Origin of the sequence: Paraburkholderia domus, from assembly GCF_905220705.1 — a bacterium.
Classification (GTDB): Bacteria; Pseudomonadota; Gammaproteobacteria; order Burkholderiales; family Burkholderiaceae; genus Paraburkholderia; species Paraburkholderia domus.
The window spans coordinates 251,298-272,819 of record NZ_CAJNAT010000005.1 but is presented as its reverse complement, the minus strand read 5'-3'; the positions used below and the strand labels follow the sequence as shown (position 1 = coordinate 272,819).

19 protein-coding genes are annotated in these 21,522 nt (G+C 60.8%); 1 reads left to right on the top strand and 18 read right to left on the bottom strand.

Going from position 1 to position 21,522, the window contains the following annotated elements:
• Positions 1-17: 17 nt before the first annotated feature.
• The 16 genes from KHO31_RS13035 to KHO31_RS12960 all read right to left on the bottom strand — a co-directional run bounded on the left by KHO31_RS13035 (position 18) and on the right by KHO31_RS12960 (position 17,458).
• Positions 18-512 carry a CvpA family protein gene (locus tag KHO31_RS13035; RefSeq protein WP_201085182.1) on the bottom strand — a complete coding sequence of 165 codons (495 nt, stop codon included), beginning with the start codon at positions 510-512 and terminating at the stop codon, positions 18-20.
• 7 nt (positions 513-519) lie between these two features.
• Positions 520-1,437: an SPOR domain-containing protein gene (locus KHO31_RS13030; RefSeq protein WP_211623492.1), complete on the bottom strand. Its 918-nt coding sequence runs from the start codon at positions 1,435-1,437 to the stop codon at positions 520-522.
• 29 nt (positions 1,438-1,466) lie between these two features.
• Entirely contained in the window at positions 1,467-2,777 is a 1,311-nt protein-coding gene (gene folC / locus KHO31_RS13025; protein WP_201077789.1) for a bifunctional tetrahydrofolate synthase/dihydrofolate synthase, read from the bottom strand.
• Between the two features lie 149 nt (positions 2,778-2,926).
• Positions 2,927-3,799, bottom strand: a complete 873-nt coding sequence (accD, locus tag KHO31_RS13020; protein ID WP_074289018.1) for an acetyl-CoA carboxylase, carboxyltransferase subunit beta — start codon at positions 3,797-3,799, stop codon at positions 2,927-2,929.
• Positions 3,800-3,879: 80 nt separating this feature from the next.
• Positions 3,880-4,692, bottom strand: a complete 813-nt coding sequence (trpA, locus tag KHO31_RS13015; RefSeq protein WP_201077787.1) for a tryptophan synthase subunit alpha — start codon at positions 4,690-4,692, stop codon at positions 3,880-3,882.
• Between the two features lie 33 nt (positions 4,693-4,725).
• Entirely contained in the window at positions 4,726-5,643 is a 918-nt protein-coding gene (locus KHO31_RS13010) for a DNA-methyltransferase (RefSeq protein WP_201077785.1), read from the bottom strand.
• An 11-nt stretch (positions 5,644-5,654) separates the two neighbouring features.
• Positions 5,655-6,848 carry a tryptophan synthase subunit beta gene (trpB, locus tag KHO31_RS13005; protein ID WP_201107761.1) on the bottom strand — a complete coding sequence of 398 codons (1,194 nt, stop codon included), beginning with the start codon at positions 6,846-6,848 and terminating at the stop codon, positions 5,655-5,657.
• 60 nt (positions 6,849-6,908) lie between these two features.
• Complete coding sequence (locus KHO31_RS13000) at positions 6,909-7,622, bottom strand: phosphoribosylanthranilate isomerase (protein WP_201077781.1); 714 nt, start codon at positions 7,620-7,622, stop codon at positions 6,909-6,911.
• The gene (truA, locus tag KHO31_RS12995; RefSeq protein ID WP_201077779.1) at positions 7,619-8,431 is read right to left on the bottom strand and encodes a tRNA pseudouridine(38-40) synthase TruA; all 813 of its coding nucleotides are present in this window, start codon (positions 8,429-8,431) and stop codon (positions 7,619-7,621) included. Before truA ends, KHO31_RS13000 begins: the two co-directional genes overlap by 4 nt.
• Positions 8,428-10,878, bottom strand: a complete 2,451-nt coding sequence (locus tag KHO31_RS12990; RefSeq protein WP_201085181.1) for a FimV/HubP family polar landmark protein — start codon at positions 10,876-10,878, stop codon at positions 8,428-8,430. Before KHO31_RS12990 ends, truA begins: the two co-directional genes overlap by 4 nt.
• A gap of 139 nt (positions 10,879-11,017) precedes the next feature.
• Positions 11,018-12,139: an aspartate-semialdehyde dehydrogenase gene (gene asd, locus KHO31_RS12985; protein WP_027805102.1), complete on the bottom strand. Its 1,122-nt coding sequence runs from the start codon at positions 12,137-12,139 to the stop codon at positions 11,018-11,020.
• A 360-nt stretch (positions 12,140-12,499) separates the two neighbouring features.
• Complete coding sequence (gene leuB, locus KHO31_RS12980; RefSeq protein WP_201077775.1) at positions 12,500-13,567, bottom strand: 3-isopropylmalate dehydrogenase; 1,068 nt, start codon at positions 13,565-13,567, stop codon at positions 12,500-12,502.
• A 77-nt stretch (positions 13,568-13,644) separates the two neighbouring features.
• Positions 13,645-14,298 (bottom strand): 3-isopropylmalate dehydratase small subunit, encoded by a 654-nt coding sequence (leuD, locus tag KHO31_RS12975; RefSeq protein ID WP_201077773.1) that lies wholly within the window; start codon positions 14,296-14,298, stop codon positions 13,645-13,647.
• An 86-nt stretch (positions 14,299-14,384) separates the two neighbouring features.
• Positions 14,385-14,543 carry an entericidin A/B family lipoprotein gene (locus KHO31_RS12970; RefSeq protein WP_201077771.1) on the bottom strand — a complete coding sequence of 53 codons (159 nt, stop codon included), beginning with the start codon at positions 14,541-14,543 and terminating at the stop codon, positions 14,385-14,387.
• A gap of 5 nt (positions 14,544-14,548) precedes the next feature.
• Positions 14,549-15,958 carry a 3-isopropylmalate dehydratase large subunit gene (gene leuC / locus KHO31_RS12965; protein WP_211623490.1) on the bottom strand — a complete coding sequence of 470 codons (1,410 nt, stop codon included), beginning with the start codon at positions 15,956-15,958 and terminating at the stop codon, positions 14,549-14,551.
• A gap of 243 nt (positions 15,959-16,201) precedes the next feature.
• Positions 16,202-17,458, bottom strand: a complete 1,257-nt coding sequence (locus tag KHO31_RS12960) for a DUF1479 domain-containing protein (RefSeq protein ID WP_201085180.1) — start codon at positions 17,456-17,458, stop codon at positions 16,202-16,204.
• 146 nt (positions 17,459-17,604) lie between these two features.
• Here KHO31_RS12960 and KHO31_RS12955 point away from each other — a divergent pair, with 146 nt between their 5' ends.
• Positions 17,605-18,729 carry a helix-turn-helix domain-containing protein gene (locus KHO31_RS12955; protein WP_201085179.1) on the top strand — a complete coding sequence of 375 codons (1,125 nt, stop codon included), beginning with the start codon at positions 17,605-17,607 and terminating at the stop codon, positions 18,727-18,729.
• A 43-nt stretch (positions 18,730-18,772) separates the two neighbouring features.
• On the opposite strand, the gene KHO31_RS12950 is transcribed toward KHO31_RS12955, so the two are convergent.
• Together KHO31_RS12950 and KHO31_RS12945 are read right to left on the bottom strand one after the other, a co-directional pair.
• The gene (locus KHO31_RS12950; protein WP_211623488.1) at positions 18,773-20,578 is read right to left on the bottom strand and encodes an enterotoxin A family protein; all 1,806 of its coding nucleotides are present in this window, start codon (positions 20,576-20,578) and stop codon (positions 18,773-18,775) included.
• A 29-nt stretch (positions 20,579-20,607) separates the two neighbouring features.
• Positions 20,608-21,219, bottom strand: a complete 612-nt coding sequence (locus tag KHO31_RS12945; protein WP_201085177.1) for a hypothetical protein — start codon at positions 21,217-21,219, stop codon at positions 20,608-20,610.
• Positions 21,220-21,522: the final 303 nt, after the last annotated feature.

Here is a 21,522-nt window from a genome sequence, read left to right as displayed (position 1 = left end):
AACCGTTCACCTGATCGTCACACGCGGACGTAGGCAGCGAGCGTCTCGGGAAGCAGCGGTTTCATTACGTGCACGCCCTCGACCGCATAGGGCCGAAGCAAGGCGTTGCGCCAGAATTCCTGTTGGGGCAGTTCGGTCAAGCCTGCAAGGGCGACCAGAATCAGCACCAGAATGACCCCGCGCACGAGGCCGAACATCAAACCCAGCGAGCGGTCTACGCCGCTCAAGCCGGTTGCCTGCACAATGCGGCTCAGCAACGCGTTCAGCACGCTTGCCACCAGCACCACGCCGATCGCCACCAGCGCGAACGCCAGCAGCCACTGGGTCAGCGCGCCGCCCGGCCACGTGGCAGGGATAAACGGCACGACATAAGCGACGAAGCGGCAAGCAATGAAAAACGCCGCGATCCAGCCGATCAGCCCGAATATCTCAGACAAAAAGCCGCGCCATGTGCCGCGCAAGGCCGACAAACCGATCACCGCTATTACAGCGTAGTCGAAGGCAGTGAACATCGCTCGCTTACTGTGCAGCGCCGCTGTTCGCGCCCGACGTCAGGCCGGCCTCACGAACCTTCGCAATTGCGGCTGTAGCCGCTGCACGGTCGGCGAACGGACCGGCGCGCAATAGCGTGAGCGTCGACCCGTCGGCCTGTTTCCGATGTTCGGTATATGCGGGCACGCCCGCCGCTTTCAACTTGGTGGCCCAACTACGCGCGTTGGCATCGTTCGCAAATGCGCCCAGCTGGACGGCGAAACGGCTGCCCGGCGGCGATGCCGGCGTGCCGGAATTGGCGTCCGCGCCTGCGGCGGCCGTATTCGCGCTGTCTTCGCTCGGCGCTGAAACGTTCGCTGCGCTTTGCGTGGCGGGCGCTTTGACCGGCTTGGCAGGGGCTTGCGCTACGGGCGCTGCCGGTGCCGTATTGGCCGCGACGGTGGCGGGCGCTTGCGGTTTCACAGCTGGCTTGACTGCGGGCGCTGCACTCGTAGCTGCGCTCTGCTGCTTGGTGGCGCCAGACTGGCCTTGCGTGGCTGCCGTTGTCGGCGCAAGGCCGGAAGCGGCGAGTGCCGCGTCAGGCGCTGGGTTATCCGGTGCTACACCGGCCTGCGTGTCTTCGTCGGTCTTGGCGACCTTCGGCGCGGGGCGGTTCGGAATGTCGATAGAGATGTCGTCTGTGACGGGCTTGGGATGCGAATCCAGCACCATGGGCAGGATCACCACCGCCGCGACGACCAGCGCAATCGCGCCGACGAGTCTGCGCCGCGCACGCTGCTTTTCAGGCAACGTAGGGTCGAGCAGCATCGCATCGGCATCTACGGTGCGCTCCGTGCGGCGGGTTCGCCGCTCCACGCGCTCGCCACGAGCGGCCCGAGTGGAACTGGTGTTTGCGCCGCGCCGAGTAGGTGCGTCGTCTTTCTTGCCGAACGAGAAAATTCCCATGAATCGCTTGGTTCGAGCCTGGCGCCCGTTCAGTGTTGCTGCGATTTACGGTAGGCCATCACGCCTGCTACCGTATAGAAACTGCCGAAAACCACGATTCTATCATTCTCTGACGCTCGTTTTAGCGCGTCTTGGAAAGCCTCCGCCGGTGATGCGTAGCGCGTCACGCTGCTGTCGTTGCCGTCGCTCACGCCCTGCTCGCGCAAGGCCGCCTCGAGTTCTTCCGCCGAAGCCGCACGCGGGGTCGGCAGATCGGTCACGCACCAATGATCGATTTCGCCCTTCAGGTGCGCCAGTACGCCGGCAATGTCCTTGTCGCGCATCGCGCCAAACACGGCATAGGTGTACGGGAAAAAGCCCATATTGCCGAGGTTTTGCGTCAGCACCGCGGCTGCGTGCGGGTTGTGGCCCACGTCGAGCACAATGGCCGGCTTGCCCGGCAGCACCTGGAAGCGCCCCGGCAGTTCGACGTTGGCGAGGCCTAGGCGGATGTCCTGCGCCGAGACCGGGAGCCGGTCGCGCAGCGCTTCAAGACCCGCAAGGGCCGCCGACGTGTTGATCAACTGATTCGCCCCGCGCAACGCCGGATAGGCGAGCGAGGAACGACGCATCGTCGGGCCCACGTAGCTCCATTGCTGGCGCTCGCTGCCCGCCTGCCCTTCGTAACGGAAATCGCGGCCGAACAACCACAATTCGGCGCCGATCTTTTCGGCGTGATCGATCAATGTTTGCGGCGGCACCGGATCGGCGCAGATCGCCGGCTTACCCGGGCGGAAAATGCCGGCTTTTTCGAAGGCGATTTTCTCGCGCGTGTCGCCGAGATACTCGGTGTGATCGATATCGATGCTGGTGATGATCGCGCAGTCCGCGTCGAGGATGTTGACCGCGTCGAGTCGGCCGCCCAGGCCGACTTCGAAGATCACCGCGTCCAGTCCGCGCGAGGCGAACAGGCTCATGATGGCCAGCGTCGTGAATTCGAAGTAGGTCAGCGTGACCGGTTCGGCAAGGCTCAGGCGCGCAGCTTCGACGGCTTCGAAGTGCGGCAGCAGGTCCGTGTCGCTCGCCATTTCGCCATTCACGCGTGCGCGCTCGTTGAACGACAGCAGATGCGGCGACGTGTGACAGCCGACGGTGAAACCCGCGCGCAGCAGAATCGATTCGAGGATCGCGCAAGTCGATCCTTTGCCGTTCGTGCCGCCGACCGTGATGATCGGGCACGCGAACGACAGCTGCATCGCGTCACGTACCTGCGTGATACGGCCCAAACCCATGTCGATGCCGACCGGATGCGCGGATTCAAGGTGCGTGAGCCACGCGTCGAGGGTGGGGAATGTGGTCATCGAGTGAATCTGTGCTGCGTTGCGAGACCGTGATTATCCCGGAAATGACAGCGCGCCGCTTGATGACTCTCGCGGCGCGCTATTTTTTTGACTGCTTTTCCGACAACAGCCGCGCCTGCGAAGGCGCGCCGCAGTATGGATACGAAGGCTTACGCGACTGCGTCAGCCGGCTGATGGCTCAGCAGCGCCATCAATTGCGCGATTTCTTCACGCAGCTTGCGACGGTCGACGATCATGTCGACCGCGCCCTTCGTCAGCAGGAACTCGGCGCGCTGGAAGCCTTCCGGCAGCTTTTCACGCACGGTCTGTTCGATCACGCGCGGGCCGGCAAAGCCGATCAGCGCCTTCGGCTCGGCGATCACCACGTCGCCCAGGAACGCGAAACTCGCCGACACGCCACCCATGGTCGGATCGGTCAGCACGGAAATGAACGGCAGCTTGGCTTCGGCGAGCTTGGTCAGCATGGCCGTGGTCTTCGCCATTTGCATCAGCGAGAGCAAGCTTTCCTGCATTCGCGCGCCGCCCGAAGCGGTGAAGCAGATGAACGGCACTTTCTGTTCGAGCGCGTTCTGCGCGCCGCGCGCGAAACGCTCGCCGACCACCGAACCCATCGAGCCGCCCATGAACGAGAACTCGAAACACGCGACCACCACCGGCAGCGTGTGGATGGCGCCGCCCATCACGACCATCGCGTCGGTTTCGTCGGTGTCGTCCATCGCCTCTTTCAGGCGATCCGGGTACTTGCGGCTGTCTTTGAACTTGAGCGCGTCGACCGGGACGATTTCCTGGCCGATTTCGTAGCGGCCTTCCGGATCGAGCAGGCCGTCGAGCCGCTCACGCGCGCCGATGCGCATGTGATGGTCGCACTTCGGGCAAACGTGCAGATTGGCCTCGACGTCGTTGCGGTACAGCACAGCTTCGCACGACGGGCACTTGATCCACAGGCCTTCCGGAATCCCCTTGCGGTTCTTCGGGTCGGTTTGTTTGATTTTCGGCGGCAGCAGCTTATCGAGCCAGCTCATATTGAATCCTTCTGGGGTCAGCGGTTGCGCAAACGGCGGGACGAACCCGCCGTTCACACTACAGACGACAAAAATAACTGTTATCGGGCAGTCGCGACGCTATCGAGCGCCTCGCGCACTTCAGCGATGAAGTGCTTGAGCGTCTCGGCGGCAGTTTCCGGAGCGGCTTGTTCGAGCAATTGCACGATACGGCTGCCGATCACGACGGCATCGGACACTTCGGCCACCGAACGCGCCGTTTGCGCGTCACGGATGCCAAAACCGACGCCCACCGGCAGGGGTACGCGCGACTTGATGGCCGGGATTTTACTCGCGATGCTGGAAACGTCCAGATTTGCCGCGCCGGTCACCCCTTTCAGAGATACATAGTAGACGTAGCCACTGGCAATTTTGCCGACTTCTGCGATGCGCTCATCCGTAGAGGTAGGCGCAAGCAAAAAGATCGGATCGATGCCGGCAGATCGCATCTGTTCAGCGAAATTGACGCACTCTTCAGGCGGGTAGTCGACAACTAGCACGCCGTCTACCCCGGCTTCCTGCGCAGCCTTGGCGAATGCTTCGGTGCCCATGCGTTCGATTGGATTGGCGTAGCCCATCAGCACCACCGGCGTCTTGTCGTCGGTTTCACGGAAGCGCTTCACGTCGGCCAGCACGTGACGCAACGACACGCCATGCGCCAACGCGCGTTCGGACGATTGCTGGATCACTGGGCCGTCGGCCATCGGATCGGAAAACGGTACGCCAAGTTCGATCACATCGGCGCCGCCGGCGGCGAGCGCGTGCATGAATTCGACCGTGCGTGCCGGATCCGGGTCGCCGGCCGTCATGAACGGAATCAGGCCTTTCTTACCCTGGGCGGACAACGCGGCAAACGTGTTCTTGATACGGGACATGGAATATTCTCGGATTTTTTAGCTACTGCGCGCTTATTGCGCCTCGGTTTGCTGCTCAGCCTTGCCCGCAACCTTGCGGGTTTTGCGAGCGGCAGTGGGCGCCGACGCGGCCGCGCTAACGCGTTCGCGCGCTATTGCGCAGTAACTTTCATTGATCTCATAGCCGACGAATTCGCGCTGCTGCCGGGCGCAAGCGACTGCGGTGGTGCCGCTGCCCATGAACGGGTCGAGCACGCGCCCGCCCTTGGGACAACTTGCCAGCACCATCCGCTCGACGATTTCCAAAGGTTTCTGGGTCGGATGATCGACGCGTTCGGCGTGTTGCCGATGCAGCCGGGATACCGACCAGACGTCCTTCGGATTATAGCCAAGCTCCAGCCACTTACTGCCTTCGAACAACTTACGCGAACGCGCCTTCTTCGTGACGGCATCGTACGGGATGCGGACGGGATCGAGATCGAAGAAATAATCCTTCGACACCGCGAAAAAACCGATGTTATCGTGCACCGAGGTGAAACGGCGCACCGTTCCACCCATGCTCGGCACGCGCCTGTCCCAGATGATTTCGTTGATCATCGTGAGCTTTGTCTTCAGGAAGCTGAAGATTTCCGGCGCGTACTGCCAAGTGCAGAAGATATACAGCGAACCCGACGGCTTGAGCTTCGGAATAGCCAGTTCAAGCCAGCCACGCGTCCAGGTGAGGAAATCCTCGCCACTGCGCATGTCGGAGTCGTTACCGTAATCCTTGCCGAGCCCATAAGGCGGATCGCAAAGGATCAGGTCGATCGACCCGTCCGGGATGTTCGCTACATCGGTCAGAAAATCGCGGTTCAACAGCCGGATGCCGGCGGGCACCTGCGGTAAAAGGGATGCAGGTGCCTCGGCCGCCATGACTTCGGCGACCGGGCTGGTTTCAAGCGCCGGTTGCGGCTCGTCGAACTCGTCGCGCATCGTCGCGGCGCTCAGAACTGAATGCCCGATCGCTCAGCGACCGTATGCATGTCCTTGTCGCCGCGGCCCGACAGATTGACCAGAAGGACCTTGTCCTTCGGCAGCGTCGGCGCGAGCTTCGCGGCGTAGGCCAGCGCGTGGCTGGATTCCAGTGCCGGAATAATGCCTTCGATGCGACAGCAATCGTGGAACGCCTTGAGCGCTTCTTCGTCGGTGATGCTGACATATTGCGCGCGATTGCTGTCTTTTAGCCACGCATGCTCAGGACCGACGCCCGGATAGTCCAGCCCGGCTGAGATCGAATGCGTTTCGATGATCTGACCGTTCTCGTCTTGCAGGAGATACGTGCGGTTGCCGTGCAGCACACCCGGGGTGCCGGCGATCAGCGAGGCCGCGTGCCGGCCGGTTTCGATCCCGTCGCCCGCCGGTTCGACGCCGATCAGTTGCACGGAAGCGTCTTCAATGTACGGGTAAAAGATGCCCATCGCGTTGGAACCGCCGCCAACACACGCAATCACGGCGTCCGGCTGGCGACCGACCAGTTCAGGCATCTGCACCTTGCACTCGTCGCCGATCACGCGCTGGAAATCACGCACCATCATCGGATACGGATGCGGGCCCGCCACCGTGCCGATGATGTAGAAAGTGTTTTCGACGTTGGTCACCCAGTCGCGCATCGCTTCATTGAGCGCGTCCTTCAGCGTGCGCGAACCGGACGTCACGGGCACGACGGTCGCGCCGAGCAGCTTCATCCGGTACACGTTGGCAGCCTGGCGGCGCACGTCTTCCTCGCCCATGTAGACCACGCATTCCATGCCGAAGCGCGCCGCGATGGTCGCGGTCGCCACGCCATGCTGGCCCGCGCCGGTTTCCGCGATCACGCGTGGCTTGCCCATGCGCTTCGCGAGCAGCGCCTGGCCGATCACGTTATTGATCTTGTGCGCGCCGGTGTGGTTCAGGTCTTCACGCTTGAGGAAAATCTGCGCGCCGCCGAGCATTTCGCTCCAGCGTTGTGCGTGATAAATCGGGGACGGACGACCCACGAAATGCTTCAGTTCGCGCTCGTATTCGGCGACGAATTCCGGGTCTTTCTGGAATTTTTCGTACGCGGCACGCAGCTCGTCGAGTGCGTGAACCAGCGTTTCAGCGACGAACATGCCGCCATACTGGCCGAAATGGCCTCTTTCGTCAGGCAAGTTATACATGGTGATCACTCTTCTCAGTGTGGCGCACGGCTTTCATATGAGAAAACCGCGCCGCCTGAATCATTCGGCGTCCGCTGCGCGCACCGCGCGTACGAAAGCCGCCATCCGGGCGTGATCTTTCACGCCCTTGGCGCCCGGCACTTCGATGCCGCTCGAGACATCGACCGCGTACGGGCGCACGCGATGGATCGCGTCACTGACGTTTTGCGCGTTCAACCCACCACTCAAAACGGCCCGACGCGCGAGCTCTGCTGGAATAAGTGACCAATCGAAAACCTTCCCGCCGCCGCCATAGCCTTCGACATGGGTGTCGAACAGGAGGCCGCTGGCTGCTGAATAGTTAAGCGCTGATTTTACCAAATCTGCCGGCTGAGTATCCGCCGCGACTCGCAACGCGCGCAACCAAGGCAAACCCGCAATGCTGGCGAGGGATTCGCACTGCTCCGCGGTCTCGTCGCCATGGAACTGCAGCAGCGTGAGTCCGACATTGCTGACGACTTCGCGAATCCAGTCCTGCGTTGCATTAACGAACAAGCCGACTACCGACACAAACGGCGGCACGTCATGCACCAGTTCGACGGCCTGCGCAACGCTCACCGAGCGCGCGCTCGGAGGATAGAACACGAGGCCGATCGCGTCGGCGCCGAGGTCGATCGCCTGCGACACGTCTTCCGGCTTCGACAGGCCGCACAGCTTGATTCGCGTGCGATGGGGCGCGGCATGCTGTTGCGCGCCGGCGTTTGCTTCGGCCGCCAGATTTTCAGTAGATGTCATGTTTGCGCTTGCTCGGTCCATACGGTACTCCACGGCACGCTGCCGGTCTGCGGCGCGGGCACGGCGAATTGCTCAGGATAGCCCACCTGCGCCAGGTAAAGGCCGTCGGGCATGAAGGTCGGCGCGGCACAGTCGCGATCCCGGCTGGCGAGAACCTCGGCCATCCATTCCGCCGGGTGGCGTCCCCGGCCAATATCGACGAGACAGCCCATCAGGTTGCGCACCATATGGTGCAGGAACGCGTTCGCCCGAAAGCGGAAATGAACGAAGTCGCCCTGCTGCCGGATGTCGATCTGATGCAGATGCTTAACCGGTGTTTTCGCCTGACATTGCGACGAACGGAACGCCGAAAAATCGTGCGCGCCGATCAGGTGAGCGGCGGCGGCTCGCATGGCATCGACGTCGAGCGGCGTGTGTATCCAGCCGGCCCGCGTAGCCTGCATCGGCGAGCGAAACGGATGGACGTACAGGACGTAGTAATAGGTCCGCTCGAACGCCGAGAAACGCGCGTGGAACTCATCGGGCATCGGCTTGGCCCACTGCACGGCGATCGTCTTCGGCAGGAAGGCGTTGGTGCCGCGAATCCACGAAAAATCCGTGCGATCGAGTTCGGTGTCGAAGTGCACGACCTGGCCGAGACCGTGCACGCCCGTATCCGTACGGCCCGCCACAACGGTTTGCACAGGCGTTTGCGCGAACTCGCGCAACGCCCGTTCGAGTTCGTCCTGCACGGTCTTGCCGTGCAGCTGCGACTGCCAGCCGCAGAATGCCGAGCCGTCGTACTGGACGCCTAGCGCGATACGCTTCACGACAACGGTGCGAGCGTCGAGAGCAGCGCGCGGGCGTCGGTGCGCGTGGCCGGATCGTTCGCTTCAATCACTTCGTTGATGAGCACGCGCGCACCGGGCAGATCGCCGAGGTCGATATATTCGGCGGCCAGGTCGAGCTTGTTGCGGGCGATGCGGCTGAGATCGGCCTGCGTGAAGGCGGGCAACGGCTGAGCCGGACTCGGCGGCAACTCGAGGTCGAAATCGAGCTTCAGTGCGCCGAAGCCGGCCGCCCCTAGGCCCGCGACGGCTGCATGGCCCGCGGTGCCGGCAGCGATTTCATCGGCGATGTGCGGAGCGTCGTCCGGATCGTACGGCGCAATGGCTTGCTGCGACGTGGCTTCCTGGGATCCAACCGGCTGCGTCGACAGCGATCCGGGCGTGCTCACGGTTGCGTCGGTCAATTCGACGCGTGGCGGCAATGGCATGTCCAGACTGCTGAATGCGTCGACGGCGTCGCGCGGGAACTCGGTCGGGACGGCCAGCGCCGACTGAACTGGCGCGACGGATGCCGGCTCGACATTCGCTTCGCCGTCGGACATCCCGGCTTCGGCTTGTTGATGTGACGGCGCTTGAGGCTCATCAGACGGCTGATACGTCGGTTCGACGTGGGCCGCTTCCTGTTGGGCCGTGGGCACGGCCGACGCACTCAATACCGGTTCGTCGTCCCATTGCAGGCGATGCGGAGGCACCTCTTGCTGGAAAGTCTCACTGACCGGTTCAAGTGATGCCAGCGGCAAGGCTTCAGCACCGAGTTCCGCGGCGGCTGCAAGGCTCGCAGCCGTGGTCGCTCCTTCGAGGATTTCGTGATGGGCGACGGGAAGAGGTTCGGATGTGAAACCGCTTTGAGCAGTCGGCATGAGCTCCGGGCTCGGATACTCAAGTTCGACGGGCTCGGGCGCCGGGTGGCTTTCCTGCCACGCGTGCTGGGAAGCGCTGGGCTCCTGTGCGGGCAAGCCTGTGTGCGGTTGGTGGGCGGCGGCTTCGTGTTCCGCTGCGGCTTGTTCTGCAGCCTCACGCTCCGCTGCTGCGCGTTCGCTTGCTGCTTGTTCCGCCGCTGCGCGCTCCGCACCTTCCCTCTCTGCTACCTCACGCTCCGCCGCTTCCCGCTCAGCAGCGCTGCGAATTTCCGCTTCGCGCTCCGCTGCCACGCGTTCTGCGATTTCCCGTGCCGCCGCATCGCCTTCTGCGATCTCACGTTCAGCCGCCGCCAGCGACGCCTCATGCCCCGCTGCCGCGTCGTCGCTTGCATCCGACGCTGCGCGCGTCGACATAATATCCTGCGGCCCAGCAGCCGCTCGCGCGGAAGCCGCTGCTGCGTCTTTCGCGAGCGAGCCTTCAGACTCAGCAACACCGGCGCGCTTGCGCCGCCGCAGACGCAAAGCCCCAAGCAGCACGACCAACGCCGCGCCAACCGCCGCCGCGATGCTCAAATTCGTCTGCGAGATGCCGGCATCGTTCGACGTGGAAATCGCAGCGCCACCATGGCCGGGAACGGCCGCCGCAGGCGAAGCGCCCACCGAAGGCTGCGTACCGTTCGTCGACGCTGTGCCCGTCGCAACCGTCGAACCGCCGATGCCGTGTTTCTGCAACTCCATCAGCACGCGATTTTTCAGCGCAAGCAATTGCTGCAGGCTGGACACCTGCGTACGCGGTTGCGATGCCGGCTGTGCCGGAGCAGCCGCCGACGTACCCTCCGCAGTCTCGCTGGCCGAGGGCTGGACCGATCCCGACCAGCTATGCGCGCCGCTGGCCGGCAACACGCCTGCGGCCTGTGAACCCGCTATCGGCGCCACCGGAACCGCGCCGACCGCTGTCGTGCTACCCGGCGTCGCCGGGCTTGCTTCGGCCATCGAACTGGCCGTCGCCGAAACCGCAGGCGTGGCGGGCGCAGCAGCGCGAGCCGCGGCGCTTGCCGCGCTCGCTGCGGCAGCATTGACCTGAGCCACACCGCTCGCCGCGCCAACCGCCGCGTTCGGCGCGGAAGCAGGTGCAGCCGTAGCAGCCGATGCGGTGGCAGACGCAGACCCCGCAACTGGCGCGGAAGCCGCCAGTGCGCCGGACGCATCCAGCGCCGGGACCGTCAACAGCGCGCCTACGCGCATCCGGCTCGGGTCATGACTCATGAAGGCATTCGGATTCGCATCGAACAGCGCGCGCGAAGCGCGTGCGAGCGTCCCCTTGTCGTGCGATTGCGTGACGGCAATCGCCACGTCGTTCAACGACTGCCCTGGCCGCACCGTATATTGACTCCCGGCGGCGTATGAAACGGAGGCACCCTCCGGCGCGCTCGCGGCGTCGACCGGCGCTGCCACTGCACTACCCACGCTGGCGCCAGTCAGCACGAACGCCAAAGCGGCAGCGGCTGTCAGTCGGCTCATACCTTGATGCATAGACATAGTCCGAAGGGAAGAGAGTCGAAGGTTCATCGGGACTCCAGGCGCGTCAGCGCGCAGCCCTTTTTTGCGGTTGGAAAGAGACAAGATAATCGGAGCACACAATGAAAAAAGCGCCGCGCAAGCGCGACGCTTCTTGAGTTTTCTACGCGTCGTGAGCGCGTAGTTTACTTTACTTGTCGAGCACAATGCGAAGCATGCGACGCAGCGGTTCGGCCGCGCCCCACAGCAGCTGATCGCCGACCGTGAAAGCCGACAGATATTCGCCGCCCATCGCCAGTTTGCGCACACGTCCGACCGGCACCGTCAGAGTACCCGTAACCACAGCCGGGGACAGATCGCGCATGGAAGCTTCGCGCTCGTTCGGCACGACCTTGACCCAGTCGTTGCCCGACGCGAGGATGCTGTTCACTTCGTCCAGCGGCACATCCTTGTTCAGCTTGATGGTCAACGCCTGCGAGTGGCAGCGCATTGCGCCGATCCGCACGCAGAGGCCATCCACCGGGATCGAACCCGGCGTGCCCATGGCCGGCTTGCCGAGGATCTTGTTGGTTTCCGCGCCGCCCTTCCATTCTTCCTTCGACATGCCGTTGCCGAGATCCTTGTCGATCCACGGAATCAGCGAGCCGGCCAGCGGCACGCCAAAATTGTCGGTCGGCATGCGGTCGCTGTTCATTGCGCTCAGCACGCGGCGGTCGATGTCAAGAATCGCCGACGACGGATCAGCCAGATCTTCCTTGGCTGCACCGTACAGCGTGCCCATTTGCTGCAGCAGTTCGCGCATGTTTTGCGCGCCCGCGCCCGAAGCGGCCTGATACGTCATGGCCGTCATCCAGTCGACGAGGTTTTCGCGGAACAGGCCGCCCAGCGCCATCAGCATCAGGCTGACCGTGCAGTTGCCGCCGATAAAATTCTTCTGACCCTTGACCAGCGCGTTCTTGATCACGTCGAGGTTGACCGGATCGAGAATGATGACCGCGTCATCCTTCATGCGCAGCGACGAAGCCGCGTCGATCCAATAGCCGTTCCAGCCCGCTGCGCGCAGCTTCGGGAACACTTCATTGGTGTAATCGCCGCCCTGGCAGGAGATGATCGCTTCGCACTTCTTCAGGTCTTCGATGCTTGTCGCATCTTTGAGCTTGGTCTCGTTTTTGGCGAACGACGGCGCGTTGCCGCCCGCGTTGCTGGTGCTGAAAAACACCGGTTCGATCAAGTCGAAATCGCCTTCCTGCTGCATACGTTGCATCAGGACGCTGCCGACCATACCGCGCCAACCTACGAGACCTACGTTCATGACTTCTACCCTTCGAATGGAAACTTCCCCGCATCTTTGCCCGCAGTGACCGCGCGGGGAAGATGAGCGGGCACGACGGACGATCAGCGTTTCGTGATCGTTTTCGGGGTAATCGCTTTGGTGGTGGTAATGACGAGCTCAACCACACGGGCTGTTTTGCCGTGCAGTTTCGAAATCGAGGGGATTTGAGCTGTGTGCGCCATCGCTACAATATACACGAAAACCGGAATCTGGCGACGTGATCGTCTGCCGCTATCGTCCGTATTACGCGCGAATCGGCCTGTTTCGAGGCCAATTCGCGTTTTAAAGGCCGTTTGACGACCTAACTACTGCCTGTGCTACTTCTGGCTTCAAGCCGCCTTACAGCGCAGCGACAACAGCGTCGCCCATTGCCACGGTGCCGACCTGCTTGCAGCCCGGCGTCAGAATGTCGCCGGTGCGTAAGCCCTGTTCCAGCACTTTCTTTACCGCGGTTTCGATGCGATCCGCCTGCTCCGCCTTGTTCAGCGAGTAGCGCAGCATCATCGCGGCCGACAGGATCGTTGCCAGCGGATTCGCCAAGCCCTTGCCGGCGATATCCGGCGCCGAACCGTGCGACGGCTCGTACAAGCCCTTGTTGTTCTTGTCGAGCGAGGCCGACGGCAGCATGCCGATCGAACCCGTCAGCATGGCTGCTTCGTCGGAGAGAATGTCGCCAAACATGTTGCCGGTGACAACCACGTCGAACGCCTTCGGCGCCTTTACCAACTGCATCGCCGCGTTGTCCACGTACATATGCGACAACTCGACGTCCGCGTATTCCTTCGACACGTCGATCATCACGTCGCGCCAGAACTGCGACGTTTCCAGCACATTCGCCTTGTCAACGCTCGTCAGTTTCTTCTGACGCTTTTGCGCCGCCTGGAACGCGACGTGCGCGATGCGGCGCACTTCGGGTTCCGAATAACGCATCGTATCGAAGCCTTCTTTCGCGCCTTCGAACAGCCCATCCGGCGAAGAACGCACGCCGCGCGGTGCGCCGAAATAGATGTCGCCGTTCAGTTCGCGCACGATCAGGATGTCGAGACCCGAAACGATCTCTTCCTTCAACGACGAAGCACCCGTCAGTTGCGGATAGCAGATCGCCGGACGGAAGTTCGCGAACAGCTGCAGGTGCTTGCGCAAACCGAGAATCGCCTGCTCTGGGCGCAGCGCGCGTTCGAGCGAGTCGTACTTCCAGTCGCCGACGGCGCCGAACAGGATCGCGTCGGCTTCTTTCGCCAGCGCCAGCGTCGAATCGGGCAGCGGATGGCCCTTCGCTGCGTAGCCCGCGCCGCCAACCGGCGCTTCTTCGAGTTCGAACTTTTCGCCGAGCACGTTCAGGACCTTGACGGCCTCCTTGACGATTTCGGGGCCGATGCCGTCGCCCGGCAAGACTGCGATCTTCATGCGAATTCCTTAATGGTTTTCTTCGACACTTTTGAGCGTAAATCGGCGAGCCATCGGGCTCTTAGGCTTGCAAGCCTTTAACCGACGATGCGGTGGTTCAGCCACGGCTGCTTCGCGATCCGCTCGGCTTCGAACTGGCGAATCTTGTCAGCGTGACGCAGCGTGAGGCCGATATCGTCGAAGCCGTTCAGCAGACAGTACTTGCGGAAGCCCGCGACTTCGAACGGATACGTGGCGTCGCCATCCGTTGTGCGTACGACTTGCGCGTCCAGGTCGATGGTCAACTGGAAGCCATTGAACGCGTACGTTTCGTTGAACAGGTGGTCAACTTGCTGTTCGGTCAGCACGATCGGCAACAGGCCGTTCTTGAAGCAGTTGTTGTAGAAAATATCGGCGAAGCTCGGCGCGATGATCGCGCGGAAACCATATTGTTGCAGTGCCCACGGTGCGTGCTCACGCGAGCTGCCGCAACCGAAGTTCTTGCGTGCCAACAACACCGATGCACCCTGATAGCGCGGCTGATTCAGCACGAAATCCGGATTCAGCGGACGCTTCGAGTTGTCCTGACCCGGCTCGCCGTGGTCGAGGTAACGCCATTCGTCGAACGCATTCGGACCGAAACCCGTGCGCTTGATCGACTTCAGAAATTGCTTCGGAATGATCGCGTCCGTGTCGACGTTCTCGCGATCGAGCGGCGCCACGACGCCGGTGTGTACGATGAATTTATCCATGACGCTTGCGCCTGTTTCAAGACCGGGCGATGCGCGTAGCAGCCGGAAAGCCGCCCGGCGCATCGCCGGCAAAAATCAAAAACCGCTTATTTGTCAGCGTGATTGCTGATCGAATTGCCGAGGTGCGACATGTCCTCGCCGAATCCGTGCACCGTGTTGCAGCCGGCCAGACCGAGCAATAGCCCGGCCAGCGTACCGAGTGCGAAACGGCGCAATAGAGTGCTGCGATTCATGTTCTTCATCATGCGATTTATCCAAGCTTGCGAATATCGACGAAATGCCCTTCGATAGCCGCAGCAGCAGCCATCGCGGGGCTCACGAGGTGGGTACGGCCACCGGCGCCCTGACGACCTTCGAAATTACGATTCGACGTGGACGCGCAACGCTCGCCCGGATCCAATCTGTCGGCGTTCATCGCGAGACACATCGAGCAACCGGGCTCACGCCATTCGAAACCGGCATCAGTAAAGACCTTATCCAGCCCTTCGCGTTCCGCTTGCGCCTTCACCAGCCCCGAACCCGGCACGACCATGGCCAGACGGATGTTCGGCGCGACGCGGCGGCCAAGTTTCTTCACGACGTAAGCCGCGGCGCGAATGTCTTCAATGCGCGCGTTGGTGCACGACCCGATGAAGATTTTATCCGGCTTGATGGATTCGATCGGCGCATTCGGTTCGAGCGCCATGTACTTCAGCGCGCGTTCCATCGCGTCACGCTTGACGGGGTCCTTTTCGCGTTCCGGATCCGGCACGCGACCGTCGATTGCCGTGACCATTTCCGGCGACGTGCCCCACGTGACTTGCGGCACGATTTCCGCAGCGTTCAGCTCGACCACGCGGTCAAATTGTGCGCCGTCGTCTGTCTTGAACTGCTTCCAGTATTCGACCGCGTGATCCCACTCGACGCCTTCCGGCGAGAAGGGACGGCCCTTCAGGTATTCGACGGTGGTGTCGTCCACGGCGACCATGCCGGCGCGCGCGCCTGCTTCGATCGCCATGTTGCAGACCGTCATGCGGCTTTCCATGGACAGCGCACGAATCGTCGAACCGCCGAATTCGATCGCGTAGCCGGTGCCGCCTGCCGTGCCGATCTTGCCGATGATCGCGAGCACGATGTCTTTCGCGGTACAGCCGCGCGGCAACGGGCCTTCGACCTTCACCAGCATGTTCTTGCTCTTCTTCTGCAAGAGCGTTTGCGTGGCCAGCACGTGCTCGACTTCCGACGTGCCGATGCCGTGCGCCAGTGCGCCGAACGCGCCGTGCGTGGACGTGTGCGAGTCGCCGCAGACGATCGTCATGCCCGGCAGCGTAGCGCCCTGCTCCGGTCCGATGATGTGCACGATGCCCTGACGCAGGTCGTTCATCTTGAACTGCGTGATGCCGTAGGCGTCGCAGTTCGTGTCGAGCGTATCGACCTGCAGCTTCGAGACGGGGTCAGCGATGCCGTGACTGCGATCCGTGGTGGGGACGTTATGGTCCGACACCGCCAGATTCGCGCTGATACGCCACACCGGACGCTCAGCCAGTTTCAGGCCTTCGAACGCCTGAGGGCTGGTGACTTCGTGCAGCAGGTGACGGTCGATATAGAGAATCGTCGTACCGTCTTCTTCCGTGTGGATCACGTGTGTGTTCCACAATTTATCGTAGAGAGTCTGTGCCATGGTATGCGGGGTAGTGATGACTGCGGGCTGACTGTGTCGGTCGATTATGCCACGCAGAACCCCGCTTTGGGCTCATGAATCACGGAGAAAACCGATAAAAAACAGTGAGTTGGGTGGTAGTGGCGATACCTGTATGGGTGTTACCCGGCAAGAGATCGCGTGGCGTGCGCGATGGAACGCCACGCGTGCTCATGGGTTAGCGCCGCGCGGCGCTTCATGCGCCAACACGCACCGCCACGCACATTAGGCTCCGCGTTCGAGATTGAACCCCAGTTGCGCGCGCCCCAGCGGTGTCAAATCGCTTTCCTGCGCCCGGCCGACGAAGTCCGTTTCGAAATGATCCGCGGGGAAATCCGGCGGGCTTTCGCCACGCAGGAAACTCGGCAGTTGGCGCTTCAGATACGCCTCGTTTTTCGCGCACCACGGCGCCGAGGAGATGTACATCACATTGCTATAGCCACTGCCACGATGCGCGTCTTCCACGGAATGCACGACGTCGCTGTGCCAGAACACGGCGTCGCCCGCTTGCATGTGCGGGATCGGCGTGATTGCTTCTAGCAACAGGCTATGCCAGGCAGGCTGGATCGACAGTGCGCGGGCCGGCTGTGCACCGCAGAGTTCGTCGTCCGGTACGTCGTCCTGAAGCGCACGGAGGACGATGTAGGCCATCGCATTGGCGATTGGAATCAGTTGCAGCGTACCGTCGCCGGGTCCTTGCGGCGTCAGCGCGGTCCAGCCCTGGAAGGTGCGGAACATCGAGCATACGGCTGGCGATGCGATCTCCTGCACATCAGGGCGGAAAGCGGCGTCGAACGGATCGTACTCGCGCCAGTTGCCGGACAGCACATGCCGGTACACCTGCTGGAAATTCGGATCGAGCCAGCGTTCGACCGATCCGCCGTCGACGTGCGGCGACAAACCCAGCGATTCCGAGCCAGGTGGCCGGCGGCGGATACGGTCTGCGTAGACCGGCACGCGATCCGGATCGAAGTGCTGCTTCCCTTCGCTCTCCGACGTCCACAATCGATTGAGGAATACGCGTGTGTTTGTCAGCTGTTCGGACTGCCGTGCCGCCGTTTGCGGTTTCGACCAGTAGACGCCGTAGATCTGCGGCTTGCTTGACGAGAGATTGCCGAAGTATTTGTCCTCTGCGCGTTGGGCGAGCTTATCGTCCAGATTATTGCGCTCGACGTATTGCGCGATTTCATCGTTCCAGTCGCTGGCTTGCTGGCGAGGGAAAACACCGCGTACCACGCATGCGCCGCGCGTCCTGATCCGGGCGATCGTGGCGGGGTCGACGTCGCCCGAAACGATAGTCGAGTAGTCGAACGCGGGAATCGCTTCGCGCCCTTGCTCACGGTCGAGACGGATGGCGTCGACCTGCTGCCGGATCGCGCCTTCGACTTCGTTGAACACCTGCGCGTAGTTCGGCAACGCGGTACGCAGCGCACGCTTCGTGGTGCGGATCGCTTCCGGAAGATTGTCGATCACGAGTGGCATGGCTTGTCTCCTTGCATGGGTTTTGTATGGCCTTGGGGTGCGTCCAGATTAGGGACCTTTGACCCCCAGAATGCATCTTTTTCAGCCAATTACCGATACAATTCAGACATTCACCGTTTTTCCTTCCCGCGGCCAGGCTGCGCACCGTGAAACCCCAATACGAACGCGTCACCATCCCCGACGGCTGCTCGATCCGCGTCTACCATCGGCAGCTCGCGCAGATTCCGTTCGAGTGGCACCACCACCCCGAATACGAACTCACACTGACGATGAACAGCCGTGGCCGGCGCTTCGTCGGCGACCATATCGCCGACTACAGCGGCGACGATCTCGTGCTGGTACCGCCCGATATGCCGCACACGTGGGCGTCGACGGAGCCGATCGATGCGCGCGAGCCGCAGGTGGCGATCGTGATCTGGTTCAACGGCGATTGGGCGAGGCGGATGGCCGATTGCTGTCCGGAGTTTGCTTCGTTGCGTAGTTTGTTGAGGCGCGCCGCGCCGGGGCTGCGGTTTGCGCCAGACGATGTGGCGTTGATTCGCGGACAAATGGGCGCTTTGCTGAATGAGTCTCCGCGTGTGCGGCTCGGCGCGGCGCTTGAAGTCCTGGCGTGTCTATCCGAAGCAGAATCGGAGCCGTTGGCGTCGCCGGTTGCGCATGTTCATGCGCGGGGTGCGCTGCAAGAACACGCCCGTAGCGCTCAAAGCCGACAAGCGCCGCAAACGGCGCAAGCCGCGCACACGGCCCGCATCGCGCCCGCTGTCGCGCCAGGCGGTAGCACGTCGGAAGCGGAGCGGTTGAATCGCGTACTCGACCTGCTTGATCGACGTTTCCACGAACCGTTGCGCATCGCCGAACTGTGCGCGGTGGCAAACCTCTCAGAGCGCTCGCTACACCGTTACTTCGCGCGGCATGTGGGCGAGAGCGTCGGGCGTTATCTGAACCGGCTGCGCATCGGCTATGCGACGCGGCAACTAACCGGCACGGGCTGGCCAATCGCACTCATCGCCACGAAGGCGGGGTTCTCGAATCTCGCCAATTTCAATCGACAGTTTCTGTCGACGCGCGGCATGACGCCAAGCGCATATCGCCGTTTTTTCGACAATCACGGGCATCCACCGAAGGATGCGACTTCAGCAATCGCCGACCTCGAAACGCGTTCGCCTTCGCTGGAAAGATCAAAACCGCACGCCGCGCTCGCACCGTACGGGAATCGGAAACGCCCATCAAAGCCGGGCGGCAGTGTGCCGCCCGGAAATACGCGAAGTTAACCCACGGGACCTTCTGAAACAGAAAACCGCCCTATAACCGAGTCTATTGAACAGGCAACGCCGCTTTGCAAACGGCCATCGTCAACGTCGTTGGATCCGATGCCTTTGTGGTGCACAGCGGCGTGGTCGGGCTTGCGCTAAGCGACATCGTCACCGAGGCCGAGTTCGCCAGACGCGCCGTCGATCCCGCCGGCAATGTTCCATAGCAAATACTTGGATCAGCCTGCAACTCCGATTCCGATGCCAGCTGGAAGCCGGATGGGCATGTTTCTCCGGCGCTGGTCAAAATCATGGTCGAAAGATAGCGGCTCCCTTCGGCGACGCCATTGTTACAGAAGGTATAACCGGGCTTTTGCGAAGGTGCCTCCGCCCACACAGTGCAAGTCTCCGCGTTAAACCAGCCATCAGCCAAACCAATTACGTTTGAACCGCTCGGCGAGTGAAGGACCAAATTGCACAAAGCTGTTTTATTCGCCATCGCCTGCTGAACGTTTACGGCCGCGTAACGATCCCAACATACAGCACCTTCAGGAGAAGGAGAGGAAACAACAACTTCAGGTGTCGCGTATGAGATTTTTTTGCATAAAGAGCTTTGGGTTTGACTTGTGTTTTTCGATATTACGCATGGGAGACGCTCGCTTCCGGATACAATATTTTCGCCATCCAGCCGGGCAACACTATATATATCCAATTGCGTGAAGCAAATACTCGAATTTATTTCAACGTCCTCTGCGGTCGCAAGCCTGTAGCCCGACGGACATGTAGGTATTGGATTATTCGTTTCAAATACACCTCTGCCGGATGGCTGACATATTTCACCGGTTGTATATTGAGTATCTGGGGTCGCTATCACCATACAGGTCGAGTCTGCACTTTTCAGAAGATACCCCTCTCTAACGCGAAGTTTATCGTCAACCTGCATGCGATTGCAGGTACTTTCATTATAAATTTCCGCAATGCTCTCAGGCATCTCCTCCTTACCGTGATCGCATTCGCGCTGAGTACCGTGATCATATAGAAAGGTTATTGATGCATCGAAATTTTCATACTGATTAAAACTTCTATCTCCCTCGAGACACGATCCACCACACAATGTCGAACTGAGCGCAGACAAATATCCCGTGTAGTATGCATAGTCCATGTTTCCATTATCGAACGGGATACATTGCTCGCCCGCAGATTGCACACTTCGTTGTGTATTACCTGTTGGCGGTCGTCCGCAATTCGTAAATTCAACCCACGGCATTTCATTCCATGCCTCATGCCCGACAGGAAAATGGGCGAGCTCGGGCTGAGCCCCAACGGGCGCCAGCGTGAACGCGATATGGTTCGGATTGTATTCAGGGTTGGGCGTCATCGGTGTTGTCGGCGGCTCGGCTACTGAACGCCATCCGACAACCTGATACCAGTGTATCCGCCCCATCGCAGCCCATTCATTTTCCTGCCGGATGATCGGATCCAGGAATCGGCCCAAGCTGGCGTTGACATCAACAAAACTTGCAGTTGGACGAATCGTGTAGACATAGCCGCTACGGAACCCACCTCCCTGATCCCACAACCAGCGGTATCCCCGCATGAAATCCGTCGTTGTCGAGACATAGCCTGAGTAGTCGTTCTGAGGCCCTGCATGTCCGGTCGCATGATTGTAGAGACTGAGGTCGGCAATCGTTCCCGGCCGCGATGCATCAACTCCCCTCGCAATAAATCCCCCAGCACGCCTCACCTCGTGGGGGGCACGCGTGTCAGCCCGGTAGACAAACTCGGGAATTTGTGCCGGCTGCGCAGAAGTATTTCCAGTAACTCCAAAAAATATCAATAGAATAGCCACGAAAATAGAAAGAAATCTCATCGCACCGCTCCATTCAGATGTTCATCTGATTACTGTGGATACAAGATTCCCTCTGTGTTCAAAATCACGTAAGTCTCCGAGACTCTTATAGTCTGGCCATTGACGTGGGCACCAATTCCAATCGGAATGCCACTCGTTATCGGATCGAAAAATCTCACCGATAGCACATTTTGCTTACTGCATACTCGATAAGCCACTGACACGTTTGCATTCTGAACATTAGTGGTAGCGAGGTTTGTATACTGCGTAGTTATTTCGTAAACGTATCCTAAAGTCTCATTCAAAAATCCGTCCGAAGAAGATGTTTGGTGAGACATGCAAGGCTCTGTACTTGTTGCCAAAAAGACGTAAAAGCTGGATTTCGGATCATTCTTGTCTTTTAATTCAATACCGTACTTGTAAAAAGCCCACGGAGCGGTACCACCCCCTTCCGCTGAAAATCGCGGTTTTAATGTTACATTGCCACCCAGAGCCGGCAAGGCAGCCCAGGTTCTTCCATCGTAGTATGTGACGTTATATCGCTGCGACAACATTTCCGTAATATCGACATCTGCCGCCAGCGATGGTCCTGCCGCGTTGGCATCTAGCATGCCAGTGAGTGAAGCAAAGAAAAGTGAACATAGCCTCGCAGTTACCTTCATTTCTACTCCTCGCTTTTCAAAAAACTTCGCCAACCACTTTAATCACCGTTTAAGTGGCACAAAGAATCTCCTCCGCGTACAACTGCTTTTCAGCTACAAGAGAAGCACTTGTACGCGGCGGCAATTTAGCGATGGGGAATCGATCTACGAATTTGTGGATTTATTGTGCGCCTTTGGACGTCGGAATTGGCGCGACGGATCGACTCAGATATGAAGGCGGAAGTTGCAGCGACTATGACGCGTGAAGCGCCAGGCGTTTAATGAGGACAAGGATGCTGTTCTAAAGTAAAAAAGCCCCGGCAA

Coding starts and splice junctions, on each gene's coding strand:
- leuD (WP_201077773.1), bottom strand. CDS start 14,298: ATGGATAAATTCATCGTACACACCGGCGTCGTGGCGCCGCTCGATCGC.
- KHO31_RS12945 (WP_201085177.1), bottom strand. CDS start 21,219: ATGAAGGTAACTGCGAGGCTATGTTCACTTTTCTTTGCTTCACTCACT.
- KHO31_RS13010 (WP_201077785.1), bottom strand. CDS start 5,643: ATGCGCGACGAGTTCGACGAGCCGCAACCGGCGCTTGAAACCAGCCCG.
- leuC (WP_211623490.1), bottom strand. CDS start 15,958: ATGGCACAGACTCTCTACGATAAATTGTGGAACACACACGTGATCCAC.
- KHO31_RS12960 (WP_201085180.1), bottom strand. CDS start 17,458: ATGCCACTCGTGATCGACAATCTTCCGGAAGCGATCCGCACCACGAAG.
- KHO31_RS12990 (WP_201085181.1), bottom strand. CDS start 10,878: ATGAACCTTCGACTCTCTTCCCTTCGGACTATGTCTATGCATCAAGGT.
- KHO31_RS13035 (WP_201085182.1), bottom strand. CDS start 512: ATGTTCACTGCCTTCGACTACGCTGTAATAGCGGTGATCGGTTTGTCG.
- leuB (WP_201077775.1), bottom strand. CDS start 13,567: ATGAAGATCGCAGTCTTGCCGGGCGACGGCATCGGCCCCGAAATCGTC.
- KHO31_RS12970 (WP_201077771.1), bottom strand. CDS start 14,543: ATGATGAAGAACATGAATCGCAGCACTCTATTGCGCCGTTTCGCACTC.
- KHO31_RS12950 (WP_211623488.1), bottom strand. CDS start 20,578: ATGAGATTTCTTTCTATTTTCGTGGCTATTCTATTGATATTTTTTGGA.
- accD (WP_074289018.1), bottom strand. CDS start 3,799: ATGAGCTGGCTCGATAAGCTGCTGCCGCCGAAAATCAAACAAACCGAC.
- KHO31_RS13000 (WP_201077781.1), bottom strand. CDS start 7,622: ATGACATCTACTGAAAATCTGGCGGCCGAAGCAAACGCCGGCGCGCAA.
- asd (WP_027805102.1), bottom strand. CDS start 12,139: ATGAACGTAGGTCTCGTAGGTTGGCGCGGTATGGTCGGCAGCGTCCTG.
- KHO31_RS13030 (WP_211623492.1), bottom strand. CDS start 1,437: ATGGGAATTTTCTCGTTCGGCAAGAAAGACGACGCACCTACTCGGCGC.
- trpB (WP_201107761.1), bottom strand. CDS start 6,848: ATGTATAACTTGCCTGACGAAAGAGGCCATTTCGGCCAGTATGGCGGC.
- trpA (WP_201077787.1), bottom strand. CDS start 4,692: ATGTCCCGTATCAAGAACACGTTTGCCGCGTTGTCCGCCCAGGGTAAG.
- folC (WP_201077789.1), bottom strand. CDS start 2,777: ATGACCACATTCCCCACCCTCGACGCGTGGCTCACGCACCTTGAATCC.